We start from the raw sequence: 16,907 nt of genomic DNA, 5'->3' as shown, positions 1-16,907 counted from the left end.
AACAAGAACAAAAATAGAACAAAATGCAGGGCATGTCAAGCGCCTCTGCATCCGATGACTATATGTATGTGGGTGTTTGCGGATTTCGTCAATATGTAGTGGTCAGGCGCTCGCGCTGCTGTTCTGTCTGATTGCATCGAGGCGTGCACGCAATTCGGGTCCGACGGGGCGGGAGAGGCCGAGGTCATCGGCCTTGAGGATGAGGGCGTTGGATTCCGATTCGATGGCTTTTTTGAGTCGGTCGAGGAAGACGTCTGCCGACAGGCCCGCCTCGATGGGCGGCAGGAATTTCGCCTCGGCCGTGCCCGGCCAGATGACGAGGCTGTTTCGGCCCCAGAACAGCCCTGAATTCAGCGCCACCGGCACGACGGGCACGTTGAGCTCGAGATAGAGCCGCACGATGCCCTGGCGATAGTCGGGCGGCGCCAGCGGCGCCTTGCGGGTGCCCTCGGGAAAGATGACGATGCGGCAGCCGCGGTCGATGGCGGCATGGGCCTGGCGCATCATGGATGGAATGGCCTCGGCGCCGCGCTTGCGGTCGACTTCTATACAGTCGAGCGAACGTGCTGCCCAACCGAAGAAGGGAATGCGCATCAGCTCCTTCTTGACGATATAGGCGGGCCGGCCGGTATGGGGGAAGATCGAGAAGACGTCCCAGTCGCTCTGGTGCTTGGCGGCGATGATGCAGCCGCCGGGCGGGATGTTTTCCATGCCCGTCACCCGGGTTTTCACACCGGTCAGCACGCGGAGATAGGCCAGGTTCGAGCGGCACCAGAATACGGCCAGGTTCCAGCTCAGCGGCGTGCGGCCACTGACCAGGGCAATGGTGCCGATAATGAAGGCGACGATTGCCGTCTGGCCGATAAAGACGAAATAGAACAGCGCGGTGCGCAGGGCCTGGATGATCGTCATGCTGCCTGCCGGCCTCCCGTTACGCGCCGACCCCGACCAGCGCGCGACGCAGGCTTGCCTGCTGGTCGGCCGTCAGGACCCTTTTCGGTATCATCCTATACAGCCGGTCGGACTCGAAGAGAAGGAAAGTACGGTCGTCTTCGGCCCAGCGGATGAAATGGCTCCATGGCATGGCGAAAGCGCCATATTCGCTCTCGACATGCAGACCGGTATCCGTCCAGGCATAGACCAGTTGGCCCTGCAGGGATTTCTGCTGGCGGAACATGCGTCGCGCCGAGATCGGCCCCAGAATCCAGACCAGCAGAAGGATGGCCAGGAAGGGCAGGAGCGAAATCCCGAGCAGCATGGGCCATCGAGCAAGGGCCCGATCCATTCCATTGACGAAAGCCAGAAAGACCAGGAAACCCAGCCAGAGGCAGGTCCAGGCGATCCATACTTTCCTCTGTCTGAGGCCGGTGAGGGAATACAGCCGGCTGCCGGCGACCACGTCATCGACGACAAGGGCGAATGGTTCGGTCCGATCCGCCATGTGTCAGGACGTCTCGGCGAGGAAGCGCCGGACGGTGACGCGCGAGGTGATGGCAGTCAGCGCGGCGATGACCGGCACCACGGCCAGAATGCCGATTATGCCGTCCAGGCCCAGCGCAAAGCGGCCGAACAATACGCCGACCTGGGCGCCGGCTTCGCTCGACAGCATATTGCCGGCCGCCGTGCCGATCAGCGCGAAGAACAGCATGGCCGCGACCGTGCCCAACAGCCCGCCCTGCAGCCCGATGGAGAGGAACCGCCCCTGGAATTCGCCGGCAATGAACTTGTTGGAGGCCCCGATATAGTGGAGCACATCGACGATTTCGCGATTGGTCGCCATGGCGCCGCGGGTGGCGAAGACAATGGCGAGCACGGTGGCGGCGCCGATCAGGATGAGCACGAGCAGGCCCGAGAGCACGATAGTGCCGGCCATGGTGTTGAGCTGCTGCCGCCAGGCGGCATGGGTGTCGAGGCTCGCGCCCTTGACCGCGGCGAGGTTGCGCCCCAGCCCTTCGATATCGGCATCGGTAGGATCGGCCAGTTGCACCACGACGAGGCGAGGGATTTCGATGGCGGTGAGATCGAGCCCGGTGCCGAGCCAAGGCTCGAGCAATTGCTGGCTTTCGGCGATGGTCAGCGCACGGGCCGAGGCGACGCCGGGGGTCGATTCGGCCAGGGATACGGCCGTGCGCAGATTGCTCTCCATCACCTCGCCCTCGACCGGGCGAATCTGGATGGTGACTTCGCGGCCGACATCGGCCGACCAGGCAATGGCCGATTTCTGCACCAGCACCACGCCGCCCAGGGTCACGGCGGAGAGGAAGCTCATGATGGTGATGAGCAGCAGCAGGGTGCGGCCGGCGACGCTCTTTTCGGGAACGATGGGGGCCGCGCCCTTGCGGGAAGGCCAGAAGCGCAGGATGCGTTCAATCATGGATCACCAGCTCGCCCTTGCTGAGCAGCATGCGCGGATAGTTGAACTGATCCAGCAGCGGCAATTCGTGGGTGGCCAGGATGATGGTCATGCCCAAGGTCCGGTTGAGTTCGGCGAAGAGATGCACCAGCCGGCTCGACAGGTCCGGATCGACATTGCCGGTGGGTTCGTCGGCCAGCAGCACCTTTGGCCGCGCGATGACGGCGCGGGCGATGGCGGCGCGCTGCTTTTCGCCGCCCGACAGCAGCGAGGGCAGAGCATTCATGCGCTCGCCCAGGCCGACCCATTCGAGCAGTTCGGTGACATTGGGCCGATATTCGCTTTCCGGCTGGCCCAATACGCGCAAAGGCAAAGCGACATTCTCGAAAGTGGTCAGGTGGTCGAGCAGGCGGAATTCCTGGAACACGATGCCGATATGGCGGCGCATCTGCAGCAGGCGATCCTGGGTGAGATTGCTCACATCCTCGCCGAACATGGTGACGCGGCCCCTGGAGGGCTTGAGCGAAAGCAGCAGCAGGCGGAGCAGGCTGGTCTTGCCGGAACCGGATGGGCCGGTAAGGAAATGGAACGAGCCCGGCTCGACCGAAAAGGTCAGGTCCCGCAGAATCTCGGGACCATTGCCGTAGCGCAGCCCGACATTGGAAAACTCGATCAAGAACAGAGGCTCCGCAATTGGTGCGCAGATCAAGGCGAATCAGGTGTCGGGCGCATCATAACAGCCATGAGTGCCGTATGCGCAGACCAGCGTCCATGCGAGTAGCAAAGCGGCACAAATGTGGTGGATTGCCGAGATATCAGGATTGGTTTGAGGAGTTTTAACCCCCGCCCGCTAGGGTCGGGCTGACTTATTCCGTCCTCCGTTCCGTCTGGCCCGATGATCATCACCTGTCCGCATTGCCAGACCAAGTACCAGGTGACCTACGAGGCCATTGGCTCGGCAGGTCGCAAGGTGCAGTGCGCCCATTGCCGGCGGGACTGGCAGCAGCAGCCGCTGGAGAAGGAAGAGGAAGCCACGCCCGAGCAGAAACAGGCTTTCGCGGTCATGGAGGAAGACGGGCTCGACGAGGTCATGTCGGCCGAGGAACGGGCAGTGGCGGCCGAAGTGGCGCAACGGCTGGAGCTGGAACGGCAGGCCGAGGCCTTGAGCGCCGCCAAGGCCGATGCGGCGATCCTGCGCCGGCGGCAGCGTGCCTTCACGCGCCGGCAGACCGCCATGGCGGCCGACCTGCCGCTGGCCCGGCTGCGGCGGACTTTGCGCATTGCCGGCTTCGTGCTGCTCGGCGCGATCCTCCTCACCGCCTATTTCGGCCGGGTGCAGGTGGTCGAGCGCTTCCCGGCCATGGCCGGCGTCTATGGCGCTGTCGGGCTCGGCGTCAACGTCGTGGGGCTCGATTTTTCCAATGTGTCCAGCCTGCGCACGCTGCGCGACGGCAAGGAAGTGCTTGTTGTCTCGGCCCAGATCGTCGGCAAGCTGCCCGAGCCGGTCACCGTGCCGCCTGTCGTGGTGACACTGGTCGATGAGCAGGGAAACGGCATCTACGAATGGAGCGTCACCCCTTCGGTGCGCGACCTGATGGCCGGCGAGCGCGCGACCTTCGACACCCAGTTGACCCTGCCGCCGGGCGAGGCGGCGCGGGTTCGCCTCAGCTTTGCCGGCGGGCAGAGCACGCCCATCGTCGCGGCCGAAACCAGGGCCGCCGAAACGCCGGCCGCGGCCGGTTCAGACAATTCCATTCTACCGGAGCAGCATTGATGGCCCGCATATTGGTTGCCGAAGACGATCCCTCGGTGCGCGCCTTCGTGGTGAGCGCCCTGACCATGAAGGGGCATGAGGTCGTCGCCGAGGAAGATGGCGGCCTGGCCGCCGAAACGGTCGACAGCGAAGAGGGCCGCTTCGACCTGCTGCTGTCGGATATCAAGATGCCGATCATGGACGGCATCGGGCTGGCTTTGCATGTGGCGGCCAAATATCCCGATATCACCATCGTGCTGATGACCGGCTTTGCCGACCAGCGCGAGCGGGCGCATGGGCTCGAGGCGCTGATCTACGACGTCATCACCAAGCCGTTCACCCTGGCCGACCTGATCCAGAAGGTCGATGACGCGCTTGAAGGCAGGCCGGTGGAAGTGGTGTCGCTGGGCCGGCAGGCGCAGCAGCAGTAGCGACGGAGCCTTTCGCACGAACCATTCGTGGTTTACAGACGGCGCCACCAGCCAGACGAAAGACCGTGCTCGTGACCATCAGACCAGACATATTGCAGCCGGCGCTGCTCCAGGCCGCCCTCCAGGCTGCGCAGAATGTGGGAACGCCTTTCTGGCTCTATGAGGCCGAGCCGATCCGCCAGCGTGTGGCGCAGCTCGCGGCATTCGATTGCGTTCGCTATGCGCAGAAGGCCAACAGCAATACCCATATATTGCGGCTGCTGCGAAGCCTGGGCGTGATGGTCGATGCGGTGTCGCTGGGGGAGATCGAGCGGGCGCTTCATGCGGGCTACCAGCCGGGCACGGCGGATCACGAAATCGTCTTTACCGCCGACATCATCGACGAGGCGACGCTGCGTCGGGTCGTGGAACTCGATATTCCGGTCAATTGCGGCTCGCCCGACATGATCAGGCAGGTGGGCACGGCCCGGCGCGGCCATCCGGTCTGGCTCAGGATCAATCCCGGTTTCGGGCATGGCCATAGCCGCAAGACCAATACGGGCGGTCCTTCCAGCAAGCACGGCATCTGGTATGACGAGCTGGAAGATTGCCTGCGCCTGATCGACGAATTGGGCCTGTCGCTGGTCGGGCTGCATATGCATATCGGCTCGGGCGTGGACTACAAGCACCTGCACCAGGTCTGCGACAGCATGCTCGACTGCGTGCGGCGGGCTAACCGGCCGCTCGCGGCCATTTCGGCCGGTGGTGGCCTCTCCGTGCCGTATCGCGCGGGCGAGCCCGAGATCGACATTGCCGAATATCATGCGGCCTGGGATCAGGCGCGGAAGGAAGCCGAGCGGATCACCGGCGGCAAGATCCGGCTGGAACTCGAACCGGGCCGGTTCCTGGTGGCCAATGCCGGTGTGCTGGTCTCTGAAGTGCGTGCCGTCAAGAAGGTGGCGAACAACCACTTCGTCATCGTGGATGCGGGCTTCAGCGACCTGGCCCGGCCGGCCATGTATGGCAGCCATCACGATATCGTCTTCGTCACCCGAGAGGGCATCCCGGTAACGGGGGATGTCGGGCCGACGGCCGTGGCGGGGCCGCTTTGCGAATCGGGGGATGTGTTCACCCAGGCCGATGGCGGCTATGTCGAATTCCGCGACCTGGCTTTGCCCAACGTGGGCGACCTGGCCATCCTGCGGGATGCCGGCGCCTATGGGGCGAGCATGTCGTCCAACTACAATTCCCGCCCGCTGGCGCCGGAAGTCCTGCTCGATGGCGGGGAATTGAAGGTCATCCGCAAGCGGCAGACGATCGCGGCTCTGCTCGATCTCGAAGCCTAGCCTCTATCGGGCTCATAGGCCGCTTCGATGCGGTCGGCGACAAGCGATTGCAACTGCCAGAGATGGGGATCGTGGATGCCCACATCTTCGAGATGCCGCACGGTGGCGAAGAGATATTCGGCCATGGAGCCACGCGAGCCCACGGCTTTCGATAGCACGTCGGCGATTTCCTCCACGGAGAGACCCGAGACATAGCGGCCGGAATTGCGGTCGATGCAGAAGGTGAGGGCGCGGATCATGCGGTCGCCGCTACGCGCATTGACCCAGCGCGGCGGAAAGGGCGAGGGGAACCAGCCCATTTCGCGCTCCAGCAACTGGGTCATGGCCTCGTCGATCTGGTCCGGCGGCAGGCGGTAGAGCACGCCATTGCAGGCGCCGCCGCGGTCGAGGGCCAGCATGAGGCCGGGATTGGCGTCGCTGCCGCGAAAGCGGTTGTTCCAGCCCAGGCAGAAGGCGCGATGCCAGCCACGGACCAGCCCGGTGCGCATCTCGACGAAGTCGCAGGCCGGTTTCCAGATCAGCGAGCCATAGGCGAAGATCCAGACCTCGTCATGGTCCCGGTCAGGCCCGAGCAGCATGTCGATGGTGCGGGCATGGTCCTCCGGGGTGGCCGCGCGCATGCCCGAGGGCGGTGGCGGCAAATCCTCGGAGGGGTTTTCGGGCTTGAGGTAGCCGACATGGCGCTCGGTGAGGCGCATCTGTCGGGGTGGTTGTGACATACACCGCTCTCCATTCCCCTTCTCCCCTCGTGGGAGAAGGTGGCGCGTAGCGCCGGATGAGGGGGTTGCGATGGTGAAGAGACCCCCTCACCCACCCTTTCGGGCACCCTCTCCCACGAGGGGAGAGGGGGGAACCGTGCCAAATCAACCCCTTAGCCATTCGAGCGTAGCTCTCATGGCCTTCTCACCTAAAATCGCTCCACTGGAGCGATTTTGCCAGAGGCCGGTTCGAAGTTATTCAACCCCGCCATCGCCATGGGTGCCATGCTTCTTCTTGCCAAGCGGGCGAGGGTCATGCGGCTGGCCGGTCAGTTCGGTCTTCCAGCGGGCGGCCTGAACAAGCACATTGGCCGGGGCCGTGCCGCCATAGCTCTGCCGCGCGGCGACCGAGGCCTCGACTGTCAGCACCTTGTGGATGCGGCTGTCGATGCGCTGGTCGATGAACTTGAAGTCCTCGATGGTCAGCCCTTCGAGACCGCAATTCTTCTGCTCGGCCAGAGCCACGATCTGCCCGGTAATATGATGGGCGTCGCGGAAGGGGATGTTCAGCTCGCGTACCAGCCAGTCGGCAATGTCGGTGGCGGTGGAAAAGCCCGCCGAGGCCGAGGCACGCATGCGTTCGCGGTTGGGCACGAGGTCGCCCACCATGCCGGTCATGGCGGCCAGCGACAGGCTGAGCGAGTCGAGCGCGTCGAAGGCGACTTCCTTGTCTTCCTGCATATCCTTGGAATAGGCGAGCGGCAGGCCTTTCATCACCACGAGGAGGCTGGTGAGGGCGCCCAGGATGCGGCCGATCTTGGCGCGGACCAGTTCGGCGGCGTCCGGGTTGCGCTTCTGCGGCATGATAGAGGAGCCGGTAGTGAACTTGTCGCTCAGGCGCACGAAGCCGAACTGGGCAGAACTCCAGATCACCATTTCCTCGGCAAAGCGGGACAGGTGCATGGCGCAGATGGACGCCGCGGCCAGGGTTTCGAGGATGAAATCGCGGTCGGAAACGGCGTCGAGGCTGTTGGCGGTCGGGCGGTCGAAGCCGAGTTCGTCGGCGGTCATGTTCCGGTCGATGGAATAGGGCGTGCCGGCCAAAGCCGCCGAGCCCAGCGGGCTTTCATTGAGGCGCTTGCGCGCGTCCAGCAGCCGCCCGGCATCGCGGCCGAGCATTTCGACATAGGCCAGCAGGTGGTGGCCGAAGGTCACCGGCTGGGCGCTCTGCAGGTGGGTGAAGCCGGGCATGATGGTTTCGGCTTCTTCCTCGGCGCGGTTGACCAGCGCCAGTTGCAGCGTATGCACCTGGGTTACCAGCGTATCTATGGTGTCGCGCACATAGAGCTTGAAATCGGTCGCCACCTGGTCGTTGCGCGAGCGGGCCGTATGCAGCCTGCCGGCGGCATCGCCGATCTTTTCGCGCAGCCGGCTTTCGACATTCATATGGATGTCTTCCAGCGCCCGCGAGAACGTGAAGCTGCCGCCCTCGATTTCAGCCAGCACCTCGGCTAGACCGGCGATGATGGCATCGCGGTCCGTATGCGTCAGAATGCCCGTCTCGGCGAGCATTGTCGCATGGGCTACCGATCCGGCAATATCCTGGCGAAACAGGCGCTGGTCGAATCCGATCGAGGCGTTGATTTCTTCCATGATGGCGTCGGGGCCGGTGGCGAACCGTCCGCCCCACATCTTGTTGCTCATTGCTGGAGACCTCTATGACCGATACGCAAGCACCCCGCCGGGGAGAGACGAGCCGGGTCCGGCTGTGGGTCATCCTGGGCGTAGCGGGATTGGCGGTAGCTATAGCGGCGTGGGTGTGGCTCGGCAATGCCGGGCAGGCAAAGGAATGCCCCGTCCAGCGGGAAGCCGCCGAGGCCATCGACATGGCGGCGGTGGGGGAACTGGCGGCACTCAACGGCACCGGCGAGGGGCGCGGCTATGCCACCATGGCCTTCAAGAACGCCGAGGGCACGGACATGACCATCGGCGATTTCAAGGGCAAGGCGCTGCTGGTCAATTTCTGGGCCAGTTGGTGCGTGCCGTGCCGCGAGGAAATGCCCGCGCTCGACGCGCTGGCCACCAAATACAATTCGGACGCCTTCATGGTGCTGCCCATCAATCTCGATATCGGGGCCGGCGGCCAGGAAAAGGCGCAGGCCTTCCTCGACGAGAACAGCTTTGCCAACCTGCCGCTCTTTGCCGACGACACGTTCGCCGCTTTCGAGCGCCTCAAGCAGCAGGCAGTGGCCGTGGGCCTGCCGGCGACCCTGGTGCTGGACGAGAATGGGTGCGAACTGGCCGTGCTGCAGGGCCCGGCGCATTGGGACACGCCCGATGGTGAGGCCGTGGTGGAGAAGATGATCGAGCTGGTTTCCTAGACCAGCCGATCCACATCGGCGCCGGTATAGATCGCCGGGGGCGCGATATCGGCTTCCGGGTGCAGCAATGTCGCCTTGTCATGTTCGCGCTGCGCTGCCACGGTGAGATCGGCGCGCAGGCGGGCGACTTCGAGCAGGGCATTGCCCTGTCCGGCGGCTTGGTGAGCCTTGCGACTGATCATGATGGCGGGGCTGATGCCGATGGCGGCGCTCATGGAGGATCCTCCAGCGGCTAGGCCAGCTTGTCGACCCTGGCGCCCTGTCCGGGCGGGGGCGCCGAAAGCGCTGTCTGCATCAGGCTTTCGAGCAGGTCGGTCTGCATTTCATGCGCCTTCTTGAACACGGCGATCTGCACGCTGTTCTGCAGCTTCATCGAGTTCATCTGCAGCATCTGCATCGAGAGGTCGGTATTCATCGCGGACCTCCTTTCGCTGGCAGTCCACGGCCAACTCTAGGCAGCGGTTATGAACAAACCCTTGGGCAATCGTGGCAATTTCGTGAAATCTGTCTGGAACTAGCGCCCGCCCAGCAGCGCCACGTCGCGCCGTTTGAGCAGGGCCGCCAGCACCACGCCGGCGACAAACCCACCCAGATGCGCCCACCAGGCCACGGGTTCCTCCGAGCCGATCAGCACGTAGAACAGTTGCGTCGCCACCCAGAAGCCCAGCATCCAGAAGGCGGGGACCGGCAGGGGGATCGGGATGACGATGCGCGCCAGCACGAAGACCCGGGCATGGGGATAGAGCAGGATATAGGCGCCCATGACCCCGGCTACGGCGCCCGAAGCGCCGATCAGCGGGCCGTTGTCGTTGAGATTGAACACCAGATGCGCCAGGGCCGCGCAGACGCCGCAGGCGAGATAGAAGATCAGGAATTTGGCGTGACCCAGCGCGTCCTCGATATTGTCGCCGAAGACCCAGAGAAACAGCATGTTGCTGAGCAGGTGCAGCCAGTTGACGTGCAGGAACTGGTAAGTCAGCAGCGTCGCCCAATCGGGTAGCCAGGGTACCGGCTGGGGATAGACGTCGCGCACCACGATGGGGATCATGCCGAAATTGATGGTGGCCTGATCGAAGACGGCGGGCGGCAGCACCGCCTGCACCAGGAAGCAGAGCGTGGTGACGGCGATCAGGCCGTAATTCACGTAGGGGAAGCGGATGTGGCGGATGGTGTTGCTGTCATGCAGCGGCAGGAACATCAGCCGCCCTTCTTCACGTCGCCATGGTTGCCGGGGACCCAGAGCACGTCCTTGGTGCCATTGGCATTGGCTACGCGCGACAGCACGAAGAGCAGGTCAGAGAGGCGGTTGAGATAGCGCAGGGCTTCGGGGCTGGTATCGGGCTCGGCCGCGGCCAGTTCCACGGTGATGCGCTCGGCGCGGCGCGTCACGGTGCGGGCAACATGAAGGGAGGCCGCGAGCGGGGAACCGCCGGGCAGGATGAAGCTGCGGAGCGGCTCGAGTTCGGCATTGTAGTGGTCGATCTGCTTTTCGAGGAATTCGGTCTGCACCGGGCGGATGCGCAGCGATGGATATTCGGCATCGGGCGCGTCGGCGCCCGGTGTCGCCAGGTCAGAGCCCACATCGAACAGGTCGTTCTGGATGCGGCCCAGCAGCATGTCGATGCGGGGCATGGAGCCGGTATGCAGGCGCGCCATGCCGATCGTGGCATTGGCTTCCTCGACCGTGCCATAGGCGTCGATGCGCAGATCGTATTTCGCCCGGCGCGGGCCGCGCACCAGGCCCGTCGTGCCGTCGTCGCCGGTGCGCGTATAGATGCGGTTGAGCTTGATCATGGCTGGCGGCCCTAGCCGCGCCCGCTACCGAAGAAGAACAGCGCGCCCAGCAGCAGGATCAGGGCCACGGCCTGGCCGGCGACGCGCAGGCGCATCAGGCGCTGGCTGGTATTGCCCGGCCCGCCCTTCATCATGTTCCACAGGCCCATGCCGAGCACGATGACGACGAAGAGCAGCGCAAGGGCGATGGCGATATTGAGAGCGGTCTGCATGGGGTCCTACCGATTGGTCTGCTGGTCATTGATATAGGCGGTGAGTCCCTCGGCCAGCGCGTCATAGATGGCACGAATCCGGTGCGACGTGAACAATTCCCTGTGCGTGGTCAGCCAGATCGGCAGCGGCGGAATGCCCAGGTCCAGCGGCAGCGCCACCATGCCCGGCGTGCGTCGCACCAGGTTGAGCTGGCCGAAGCCGATGCCCAGCCCGGCCTTGATCAATTCCCACAGATGGGTCTGGTCGTCCGAGCGCAGCATGAAATGTTCGCGGGTGATGGAAAAGCCCAGCGCCCGTGCATGGGTCAGGATGGCGTCCGAGCGGTCGAAGCCGATGAGGTCGTGTTCCCACAGGTCGGCCAGTTCCAGCGGCCGGCCGCGGCGAGCGAGGTAGCTTTCATGCGCCACCGCCACCAGCGGAATATCGCCCAGATAGCGGGTGACCAGTTCGAGCTGGGTCGGCCGGAACATGCGAACGGCGATATCGGCCTCGCGCATCAGCAGGTTTTCTGCCGAATCGGAGGGCACGGTTTCGATGGCGATGCGCGGATGCAGGTCGCGGATGGGTACCAGCAGCTCGGGCAGCACATAGTTGGAGATCATGACGCTGGCGGTGAGCCGCACCGTGCCGCCGACATCTTCCTGCGCCCCCGCCGCGACGATGCCGGCCTCCGCCAAAGCCGCCTGGGCGCGGAACACCGGCTCATAGAGGCGGAGCGCGGTGGCATTGGGCTTGAGGCCGTTCATGGTCCGCTCGAACAGGTTCAGCCCAAGGTCGGCCTCCAGCGTTTCCACATGCCGGCCGATCGTGGGCTGGCTGAGCCCGATGGCCCGCGCCGCGCCCGAGAGCGAGCCTTCCACCACTACGGCGGCAAAACTGCGCCATAGTGCCCAATCCGGTTGCCTATTCATTCTTGAATGTTGAACCCACGATATCTGTCAATCGTCATACGATAACGTATCGAGCATGATGCTGTCATCAAGCAATCGAGGAACACATCATGAGCAAGGATAACGTCACCGTTCTGGGTAGCAATGGCCATCTGGGCAATGCCGCCATGGTCGCCTTTCACCAAGCCGGCTGGGCCGTCACGGGCCTGGGCCGAACCAATCGCCGTCCGGTCGCGGGCACGAATTTCATCGCTGGGGATGCCGACGACCTTGATGTGGTCAAGGCCGCCATCGCCGATGCCGACGTGGTCGTGCATGGCCTGCATCTGCGCTATGACCGCTGGGGCAATGGCCGGGCCGAGGCGCAGTTGCAGGTGGTGCTGGACGCCATGAAGGGCAGCGGCAAGACGCTGCTGTTTCCCGGCACCATCTACAACTACCGCGCCGGGGATCGCGTGGTCGGACCCGAGCTGCGGCAGGATGCCGAAGCGCCGCGCGGCGCCGTCCGCATCCGGCTCGAACAGATGCTGGCCAGGGCGGCGCGCGAGGACGGGTTCCAGGTCATCATCCTGCGGGCCGGCGATTTCTACGGGCCGGGCAATCGCGGCGAATGGTTCGAAGCGGCCATGCTGATGGATCACGCCAAGGGCAAGGTCTACCACATGGGCGATCTCGACCTGCGCCATAGCTGGGCCTATCTGCCCGATCTCGGCCGCGGCTTCGTGGCCCTGGCCGAGCAGCGGGCGCGCCTTGCCCGATTCGAGAATTTCCACTTTGCCGGCCATTGGGTGAGCCATCGCCAGATGCTGACGGCCATTCGCAAGGCTGCACCGAAGCCGCTGGAGCCGGCGCCGCTGGCCTGGTGGATGCTGCGCGCGGTGGGCCTGGTCAATCCGGTCATGCGCGATATCTACCGCATGCGCTATCTGTGGCTGAACGAGATGGAGCTCACCGACCAGCGGCTTGATGGGTTGCTGGGGCCAGATTTCGTAACGCCGTTCGAGCAGGCGGTTGCGGCGACGGTGACGGAACTGCTGGGCGAGCAAGGCCGGGTGGCGGCCTGACGGAATTGCCAAGACCTCATGGTGAGCTCGTCGAACCACGAGGTCGAGCGAGTGGAGCGCACCTGTACCACGCCCTCGTGGTTCGACAGGCTCACCATGAGGGGTACCGGGACTCATGACGCCACTTCGGCTAGAGCCCCACCGCCCGCCGCACGTCCTCCGGCGTCCAGCCCTTGTCCCGCAAATCCCGCAGGCTTTCCGACCCCCGCGACTTGGCCAGCTTCCTGCCCGCATCGTCCAGGATCAGCCGGTGGAAATTGTAGATCGGGGGACGGCAGGCCCAGCAGCATCTGCAGCAGGACATGAATATCGGTCGCGGCTTCCATGTCGCGGCCGCGCGTCACATGGGTGATGCCCTGCGCCGCATCATCCACCACCACGCTCAGGTGATAGCTCGATGGCGTACCCTTGCGCTGCAGCACCACATCGCTCCAGCGCTCGGGCCGGGCATGGCGGATCTGCGGCCGGTCGGTGACAACAGGGCCTACGACGGTGAAGGTCAGCATGCCGACCCGATCCATGGCCTTTGCGGTATCGAGCCGGAACTGCACCGGGTCGCCGCGTTCCAGCCGGGCGATCTGGGCGCCGCGGTCGAGATGCCGGCAGGTGCCGGGATAGAGCGGGGCGCCATCGGGATCGGTGCCCTCGGCGGCGGCGGCAATTTCGCTGCGCGAGCAGAAACAGGGATAGAGCAGGCCATGCTCGCGCAGCAGGTTGCCCGCCTCGACGTAAGCGTCCATATGCTGGGACTGGTGCAATACCGGCTCGGGCCAGTCGAGGCCGAGCCAATGCAGGTCATGTGATATCGCGGCGGTAAATTCGGGTTTACTGCGTTCGGTGTCGATGTCTTCGATCCGCAGCAGGGCGGTGCCGCCGAGCAGGCTGGCAGCCTGCCAGGTGTAAAGCGCGGAAAAGGCATGGCCGAGATGCAGCAGCCCATTGGGGCTGGGCGCGAAGCGAAGGACGGGACTGGATGACTGGTTTGACACGAGGCGTTTCTACATGAGCCTGCTTGCGCCGTCACCGCGCCTCGACAGCGTTGCGGCCATTGCCGGCCATATCGATGCCCTGGTGGAGATCGATCCGCGGCTCGGTCCGGTGCGCGATTTCGCCGGCGACGTGCAGCCGCGCGTGGCAAGGCGCGGCTTTGCCGGCATGGCCAAGGTCATAACCGGCCAGCAGGTTTCGGTCGCCAGCGCCAATGCCATCTGGACCCGCTTCGAAAACCTGGCCGGTGCGCTCGATCCGCTGACCTATCTCACCCTGACCGAAGAGCAGGTGCGTGGCACCGGCTTTTCCGGCAGCAAGTTCCGCACCGTGCGGGCCATTGCCGAGGCCATGGTTGCCGGCACGCTCGATTTCGACCATCTCGAAACCCTGCCGGCCGAAGAGGCGGTGCGCTATCTCGTTGCCCATAAGGGCATCGGGCCATGGACGGCCGAGGTCTATCTCATGTTCTGCGCCGGCCATCCGGATGTGTTTCCGGCGGGCGACCTGGCCCTGCTCAAGGCGGTGCAGCACGGGCTTAGGCTCGACACCCGCCCGGCCATCAAGGACATGATCGGCATTGCCGCCGGCTGGACGCCGCACAGGTCCGCCGCCGCCTTGCTGTTCTGGCGCTATTTTGCGGTCATGCGTGACCGCGAGGGAATCCTTCTGTGACATGCTGCGAGTGGGTCGAAGCAATCTCATTCATTTGAATGATAGGCAGGCCGGTGGTTGAGTGGCAGATTAGAGGCCAAGACCGCGAAAGTATTGCCATGGCTGGAGATCTTGTTGCCGAACTGGATGCCCTGAAGGTCCAGCTATACCAGGCAGTGCTGGAAACCGATGGTTGGGCGTCAGTGGCGTCGATGCTGCGTGACCTTGTCGGGTCCGATTTTGTGGCGCTGTCGTTGTTCGATCAGCGCTCGGGCGGCCATGTCCAGTTGCACGGCGATTGCGGACCCGAATACAAGCAGCTTTATACGGACCTTCTCGATCAGAACCCCTTTATCCCGGCAATATACCGATTGCGCCAGGGTGATATCCTGCTCGATGAAGCAGTGTCGGATCGGTTCGAGCAGACGTTGTTCTTCGATGCCTGGATGCGGCCGCAGGACCAGCACAGCGCGGCCGTCCACAGTCTCGTCGCGCGGGACGGGATTACCGGCTATTTCATGTTCAGTCGCGGCGGGCGCTCGGACAAATATAGTGGACGCGAGACCGTTCCGCTGTTGGCCCTCAACACCACATTGTCCCACGCGCTGGGTTTGCAGATACGGTTTGCGCGCGGCCAACTCGAGCAGACCGGGCGGATATTGAATGCGCAGGGCGTCGGCTGGATGGCGGTCGACCCTGGCGGCCGGCTGGTCTGGACCAACCAGGCCGCCGAGACCATGCTGGCGCAGCCGCAGCCGGCAGTCACGGCGCAGCACAATATGCTACGCTTCAGTCAGCCCGCCCAGGCGCGGCGGTTCATGACGGCTCTGCAACAGGCTTGTGTGGAAGAACCGATGCGCGGCAGCGGCGCCGACATGATCGCTACCCATCCCGAGAGCGGGCATGCCGTCGCGCTCTCGATCGTGCCTGCCGACAATCTCTTCTTGCAGGGATTGCCGGCGTTGCATGGGGCCTATGTCGGGCTGCAGGATCTTCTCGCAGCGGCTGACGCCGGGCTTCGAAGAGCGCATTCGGGCCATGTTCGATCTCACGCCCAGGGAAGCCCAGCTCGCGACCGCCCTGGCGACGGGGCAGACCCTGGCGGTGGCCGCGGCGGCACGCGGTATTTCGATGCCCACGGCGCGGACGCAATTGGTGCAATTGTTCCGCAAGACCGGCACGGGCCAGCAAAGCCAGTTGGTGTCACTACTGCTCTCGGTGTTGCCGATCCCCTATCTCACGGGCGACAAGCCGCCCCCCGCAGGAACGGCAAGCTTGAGCATCCTCGATCGGATTTATGAAGCCGCCTTTGTCCCCGAACTCTGGCCGGAGGTGCTGGGCCAGCTTGCCACCAGGGCCGGCGCGCATTCCGGCGCCATTCTGATCGTCGACCCGAGGCTGCCCCCCCTGTTCAGCGCAACGCCCAATGTGGTCGACACCCTGGCGGATTTCTCCCGTGGCCCCGTCTGGTATGAAAACGCTCCTGCGCTTCGCCTGCGCCGGATGAAATATCCCGGATTTCTCGAACGCGCCGACTTCTTCACCGAGGACGAGCGCAACGGAAGCAACCCTTACGACGATAACATGGTCAGGATCGGCGCCGACTGGCAGGTCGGCTCAGTGGTGGACATGCCGCATGGGGAATTCATCCTGTTCACCTTCGAGCGACAGCGCGGCCTGCCCGATTTCGACAAAAGCGACCTGGCCCTGCTGGATGGCTTCAGGCCGCATCTGGCGCGCGCCAGCCTGATGGCGTGGCGGCTTCAGTTGGAACGGGCCAATGCCGGTGTCGCTGCGCTGGAGGCCATTGGCATTCCCGCGGCGATCATCTCGGCCAGGGGGGTGGCGATCGCCAGCAATTCCACGTTCGAGGCGCTGACCGACGTGTTGCGCCCCGCCGCTTTCGGCCGGCTCGCCGCACGCGACCGATTTGCCGACCAGTTGCTGCAGGCCGCCCTGCCTGGACAGCAGGGCGAGCCCGTCCCCGAAGTGCGCTCGATTCCGATGCAACTGGTCGATTCCGACCGCGCCATCGTCGCCCATGTCATTCCGCTGCGCCGCTCCGCCAGCGATATCTTCGACCAGGGCGCCGCCATGGTCGCGGTGACTGGATATTCGGCCGACGGCAATGTGCCGACCGAACCCCTTTTGCGCGGGCTGTTCGATCTTTCGGTGGCCGAGGCCAGGATTGCGGCGGGGCTGGCGGCCGGCCTTACCCTGGCCGAAGTGGCCCAGCAGCGCGGCATTGGCATGGCCACGGCGCGCACGCATCTGGCGCAGGTGCTGCGCAAGACCGGGACGCGCCAGCAGGGCCAGCTCATCGCCCTGCTCAAAGGGGTCAGCGGCGCGCTGCCCTGACCTGTG

The 16,907-nt window shown here is 64.5% G+C and carries 20 protein-coding genes and 1 pseudogene; 8 read left to right on the top strand and 13 right to left on the bottom strand.

The annotated features are described in order from the left end of the window. Positions 1-102: 102 nt before the first annotated feature. The 4 genes from NVV79_RS13220 to ftsE are packed head-to-tail and all read right to left on the bottom strand — an operon-like array spanning position 103 to position 3,029. Positions 103-912, bottom strand: a complete 810-nt coding sequence (locus NVV79_RS13220) for a 1-acyl-sn-glycerol-3-phosphate acyltransferase (RefSeq protein ID WP_303990205.1) — start codon at positions 910-912, stop codon at positions 103-105. 19 nt (positions 913-931) lie between these two features. After that, entirely contained in the window at positions 932-1,441 is a 510-nt protein-coding gene (locus tag NVV79_RS13215; protein WP_303990202.1) for a YcxB family protein, read from the bottom strand. Between the two features lie 3 nt (positions 1,442-1,444). Beyond that, positions 1,445-2,374: an ABC transporter permease gene (locus tag NVV79_RS13210; protein WP_303990199.1), complete on the bottom strand. Its 930-nt coding sequence runs from the start codon at positions 2,372-2,374 to the stop codon at positions 1,445-1,447. Next, a complete protein-coding gene (gene ftsE / locus NVV79_RS13205; RefSeq protein ID WP_056258285.1) occupies positions 2,367-3,029 on the bottom strand; it encodes a cell division ATP-binding protein FtsE in 663 nt (220 codons plus the stop codon). Before ftsE ends, NVV79_RS13210 begins: the two co-directional genes overlap by 8 nt. Positions 3,030-3,248: 219 nt before the next feature. Here ftsE and NVV79_RS13200 point away from each other — a divergent pair, with 219 nt between their 5' ends. The 3 genes from NVV79_RS13200 (at position 3,249) to lysA (ending at position 5,862) form a co-directional block, all read left to right on the top strand. Then, positions 3,249-4,127 (top strand): zinc-ribbon domain-containing protein, encoded by an 879-nt coding sequence (locus tag NVV79_RS13200; protein ID WP_303990196.1) that lies wholly within the window; start codon positions 3,249-3,251, stop codon positions 4,125-4,127. Beyond that, entirely contained in the window at positions 4,127-4,537 is a 411-nt protein-coding gene (locus tag NVV79_RS13195) for a response regulator (RefSeq protein ID WP_303990195.1), read from the top strand. Before NVV79_RS13200 ends, NVV79_RS13195 begins: the two co-directional genes overlap by 1 nt. Before the next feature lie 71 nt (positions 4,538-4,608). Continuing rightward, positions 4,609-5,862 carry a diaminopimelate decarboxylase gene (gene lysA, locus NVV79_RS13190; protein ID WP_303990192.1) on the top strand — a complete coding sequence of 418 codons (1,254 nt, stop codon included), beginning with the start codon at positions 4,609-4,611 and terminating at the stop codon, positions 5,860-5,862. Here the strand turns inward: lysA and NVV79_RS13185 are convergent. Beyond that, complete coding sequence (locus NVV79_RS13185; RefSeq protein WP_303990189.1) at positions 5,859-6,581, bottom strand: gamma-glutamylcyclotransferase; 723 nt, start codon at positions 6,579-6,581, stop codon at positions 5,859-5,861. The two genes, lysA and NVV79_RS13185, sit on opposite strands and share 4 nt — an antisense overlap. 234 nt (positions 6,582-6,815) lie before the next feature. Next, positions 6,816-8,264 carry an argininosuccinate lyase gene (argH, locus tag NVV79_RS13180; protein ID WP_303990187.1) on the bottom strand — a complete coding sequence of 483 codons (1,449 nt, stop codon included), beginning with the start codon at positions 8,262-8,264 and terminating at the stop codon, positions 6,816-6,818. A gap of 14 nt (positions 8,265-8,278) precedes the next feature. On the opposite strand from argH, the gene NVV79_RS13175 reads away from it, so the two are divergent. Next, positions 8,279-8,941 (top strand): redoxin domain-containing protein, encoded by a 663-nt coding sequence (locus NVV79_RS13175; RefSeq protein ID WP_303990185.1) that lies wholly within the window; start codon positions 8,279-8,281, stop codon positions 8,939-8,941. Here the strand turns inward: NVV79_RS13175 and NVV79_RS13170 are convergent. The 6 genes from NVV79_RS13170 to NVV79_RS13145 all read right to left on the bottom strand — a co-directional run bounded on the left by NVV79_RS13170 (position 8,938) and on the right by NVV79_RS13145 (position 11,859). After that, positions 8,938-9,156 carry a hypothetical protein gene (locus tag NVV79_RS13170; protein ID WP_303990184.1) on the bottom strand — a complete coding sequence of 73 codons (219 nt, stop codon included), beginning with the start codon at positions 9,154-9,156 and terminating at the stop codon, positions 8,938-8,940. The two genes, NVV79_RS13175 and NVV79_RS13170, sit on opposite strands and share 4 nt — an antisense overlap. Before the next feature lie 17 nt (positions 9,157-9,173). Continuing rightward, positions 9,174-9,356 (bottom strand): putative motility protein, encoded by a 183-nt coding sequence (locus NVV79_RS13165; protein ID WP_303990182.1) that lies wholly within the window; start codon positions 9,354-9,356, stop codon positions 9,174-9,176. 99 nt (positions 9,357-9,455) lie between these two features. Beyond that, positions 9,456-10,139, bottom strand: a complete 684-nt coding sequence (locus NVV79_RS13160; protein WP_303990180.1) for a rhomboid family intramembrane serine protease — start codon at positions 10,137-10,139, stop codon at positions 9,456-9,458. Continuing rightward, positions 10,139-10,735 carry a cob(I)yrinic acid a,c-diamide adenosyltransferase gene (locus NVV79_RS13155; RefSeq protein WP_303990177.1) on the bottom strand — a complete coding sequence of 199 codons (597 nt, stop codon included), beginning with the start codon at positions 10,733-10,735 and terminating at the stop codon, positions 10,139-10,141. Before NVV79_RS13155 ends, NVV79_RS13160 begins: the two co-directional genes overlap by 1 nt. Positions 10,736-10,746: 11 nt before the next feature. After that, on the bottom strand, positions 10,747-10,947 hold the full coding sequence (locus NVV79_RS13150) for a twin transmembrane helix small protein (protein ID WP_303990174.1): 201 nt from the start codon (positions 10,945-10,947) through the stop codon (positions 10,747-10,749). Between the two features lie 6 nt (positions 10,948-10,953). Then, positions 10,954-11,859: a LysR family transcriptional regulator gene (locus NVV79_RS13145; protein WP_303990171.1), complete on the bottom strand. Its 906-nt coding sequence runs from the start codon at positions 11,857-11,859 to the stop codon at positions 10,954-10,956. Between the two features lie 89 nt (positions 11,860-11,948). On the opposite strand from NVV79_RS13145, the gene NVV79_RS13140 reads away from it, so the two are divergent. Continuing rightward, positions 11,949-12,902 (top strand): NAD-dependent epimerase/dehydratase family protein, encoded by a 954-nt coding sequence (locus tag NVV79_RS13140; RefSeq protein ID WP_303990169.1) that lies wholly within the window; start codon positions 11,949-11,951, stop codon positions 12,900-12,902. A 130-nt stretch (positions 12,903-13,032) separates the two neighbouring features. On the opposite strand, the pseudogene gluQRS reads toward NVV79_RS13140, so the two are convergent. After that, positions 13,033-13,891: pseudogene (gene gluQRS / locus NVV79_RS13135) on the bottom strand (tRNA glutamyl-Q(34) synthetase GluQRS). 13 nt (positions 13,892-13,904) lie between these two features. On the opposite strand from gluQRS, the gene NVV79_RS13130 reads away from it, so the two are divergent. The 3 genes from NVV79_RS13130 to NVV79_RS13120 all read left to right on the top strand — a co-directional run bounded on the left by NVV79_RS13130 (position 13,905) and on the right by NVV79_RS13120 (position 16,901). Further along, complete coding sequence (locus NVV79_RS13130) at positions 13,905-14,564, top strand: DNA-3-methyladenine glycosylase (RefSeq protein ID WP_303990167.1); 660 nt, start codon at positions 13,905-13,907, stop codon at positions 14,562-14,564. A gap of 98 nt (positions 14,565-14,662) precedes the next feature. Then, positions 14,663-15,844 (top strand): PAS domain-containing protein, encoded by a 1,182-nt coding sequence (locus NVV79_RS13125; protein ID WP_303990165.1) that lies wholly within the window; start codon positions 14,663-14,665, stop codon positions 15,842-15,844. After that, positions 15,819-16,901 carry a helix-turn-helix transcriptional regulator gene (locus tag NVV79_RS13120; protein WP_303990162.1) on the top strand — a complete coding sequence of 361 codons (1,083 nt, stop codon included), beginning with the start codon at positions 15,819-15,821 and terminating at the stop codon, positions 16,899-16,901. Before NVV79_RS13125 ends, NVV79_RS13120 begins: the two co-directional genes overlap by 26 nt. The last annotated feature ends 6 nt before the right edge of the window (positions 16,902-16,907 follow it).

The sequence above is a fragment of the Devosia ginsengisoli genome (genome assembly GCF_024707105.1).
GTDB classification, from domain to species: Bacteria; Pseudomonadota; Alphaproteobacteria; order Rhizobiales; family Devosiaceae; genus Devosia; species Devosia ginsengisoli_A.
Note: the sequence above shows the minus strand (reverse complement) of the source record. Positions and strands in the feature narration are given on the sequence as shown.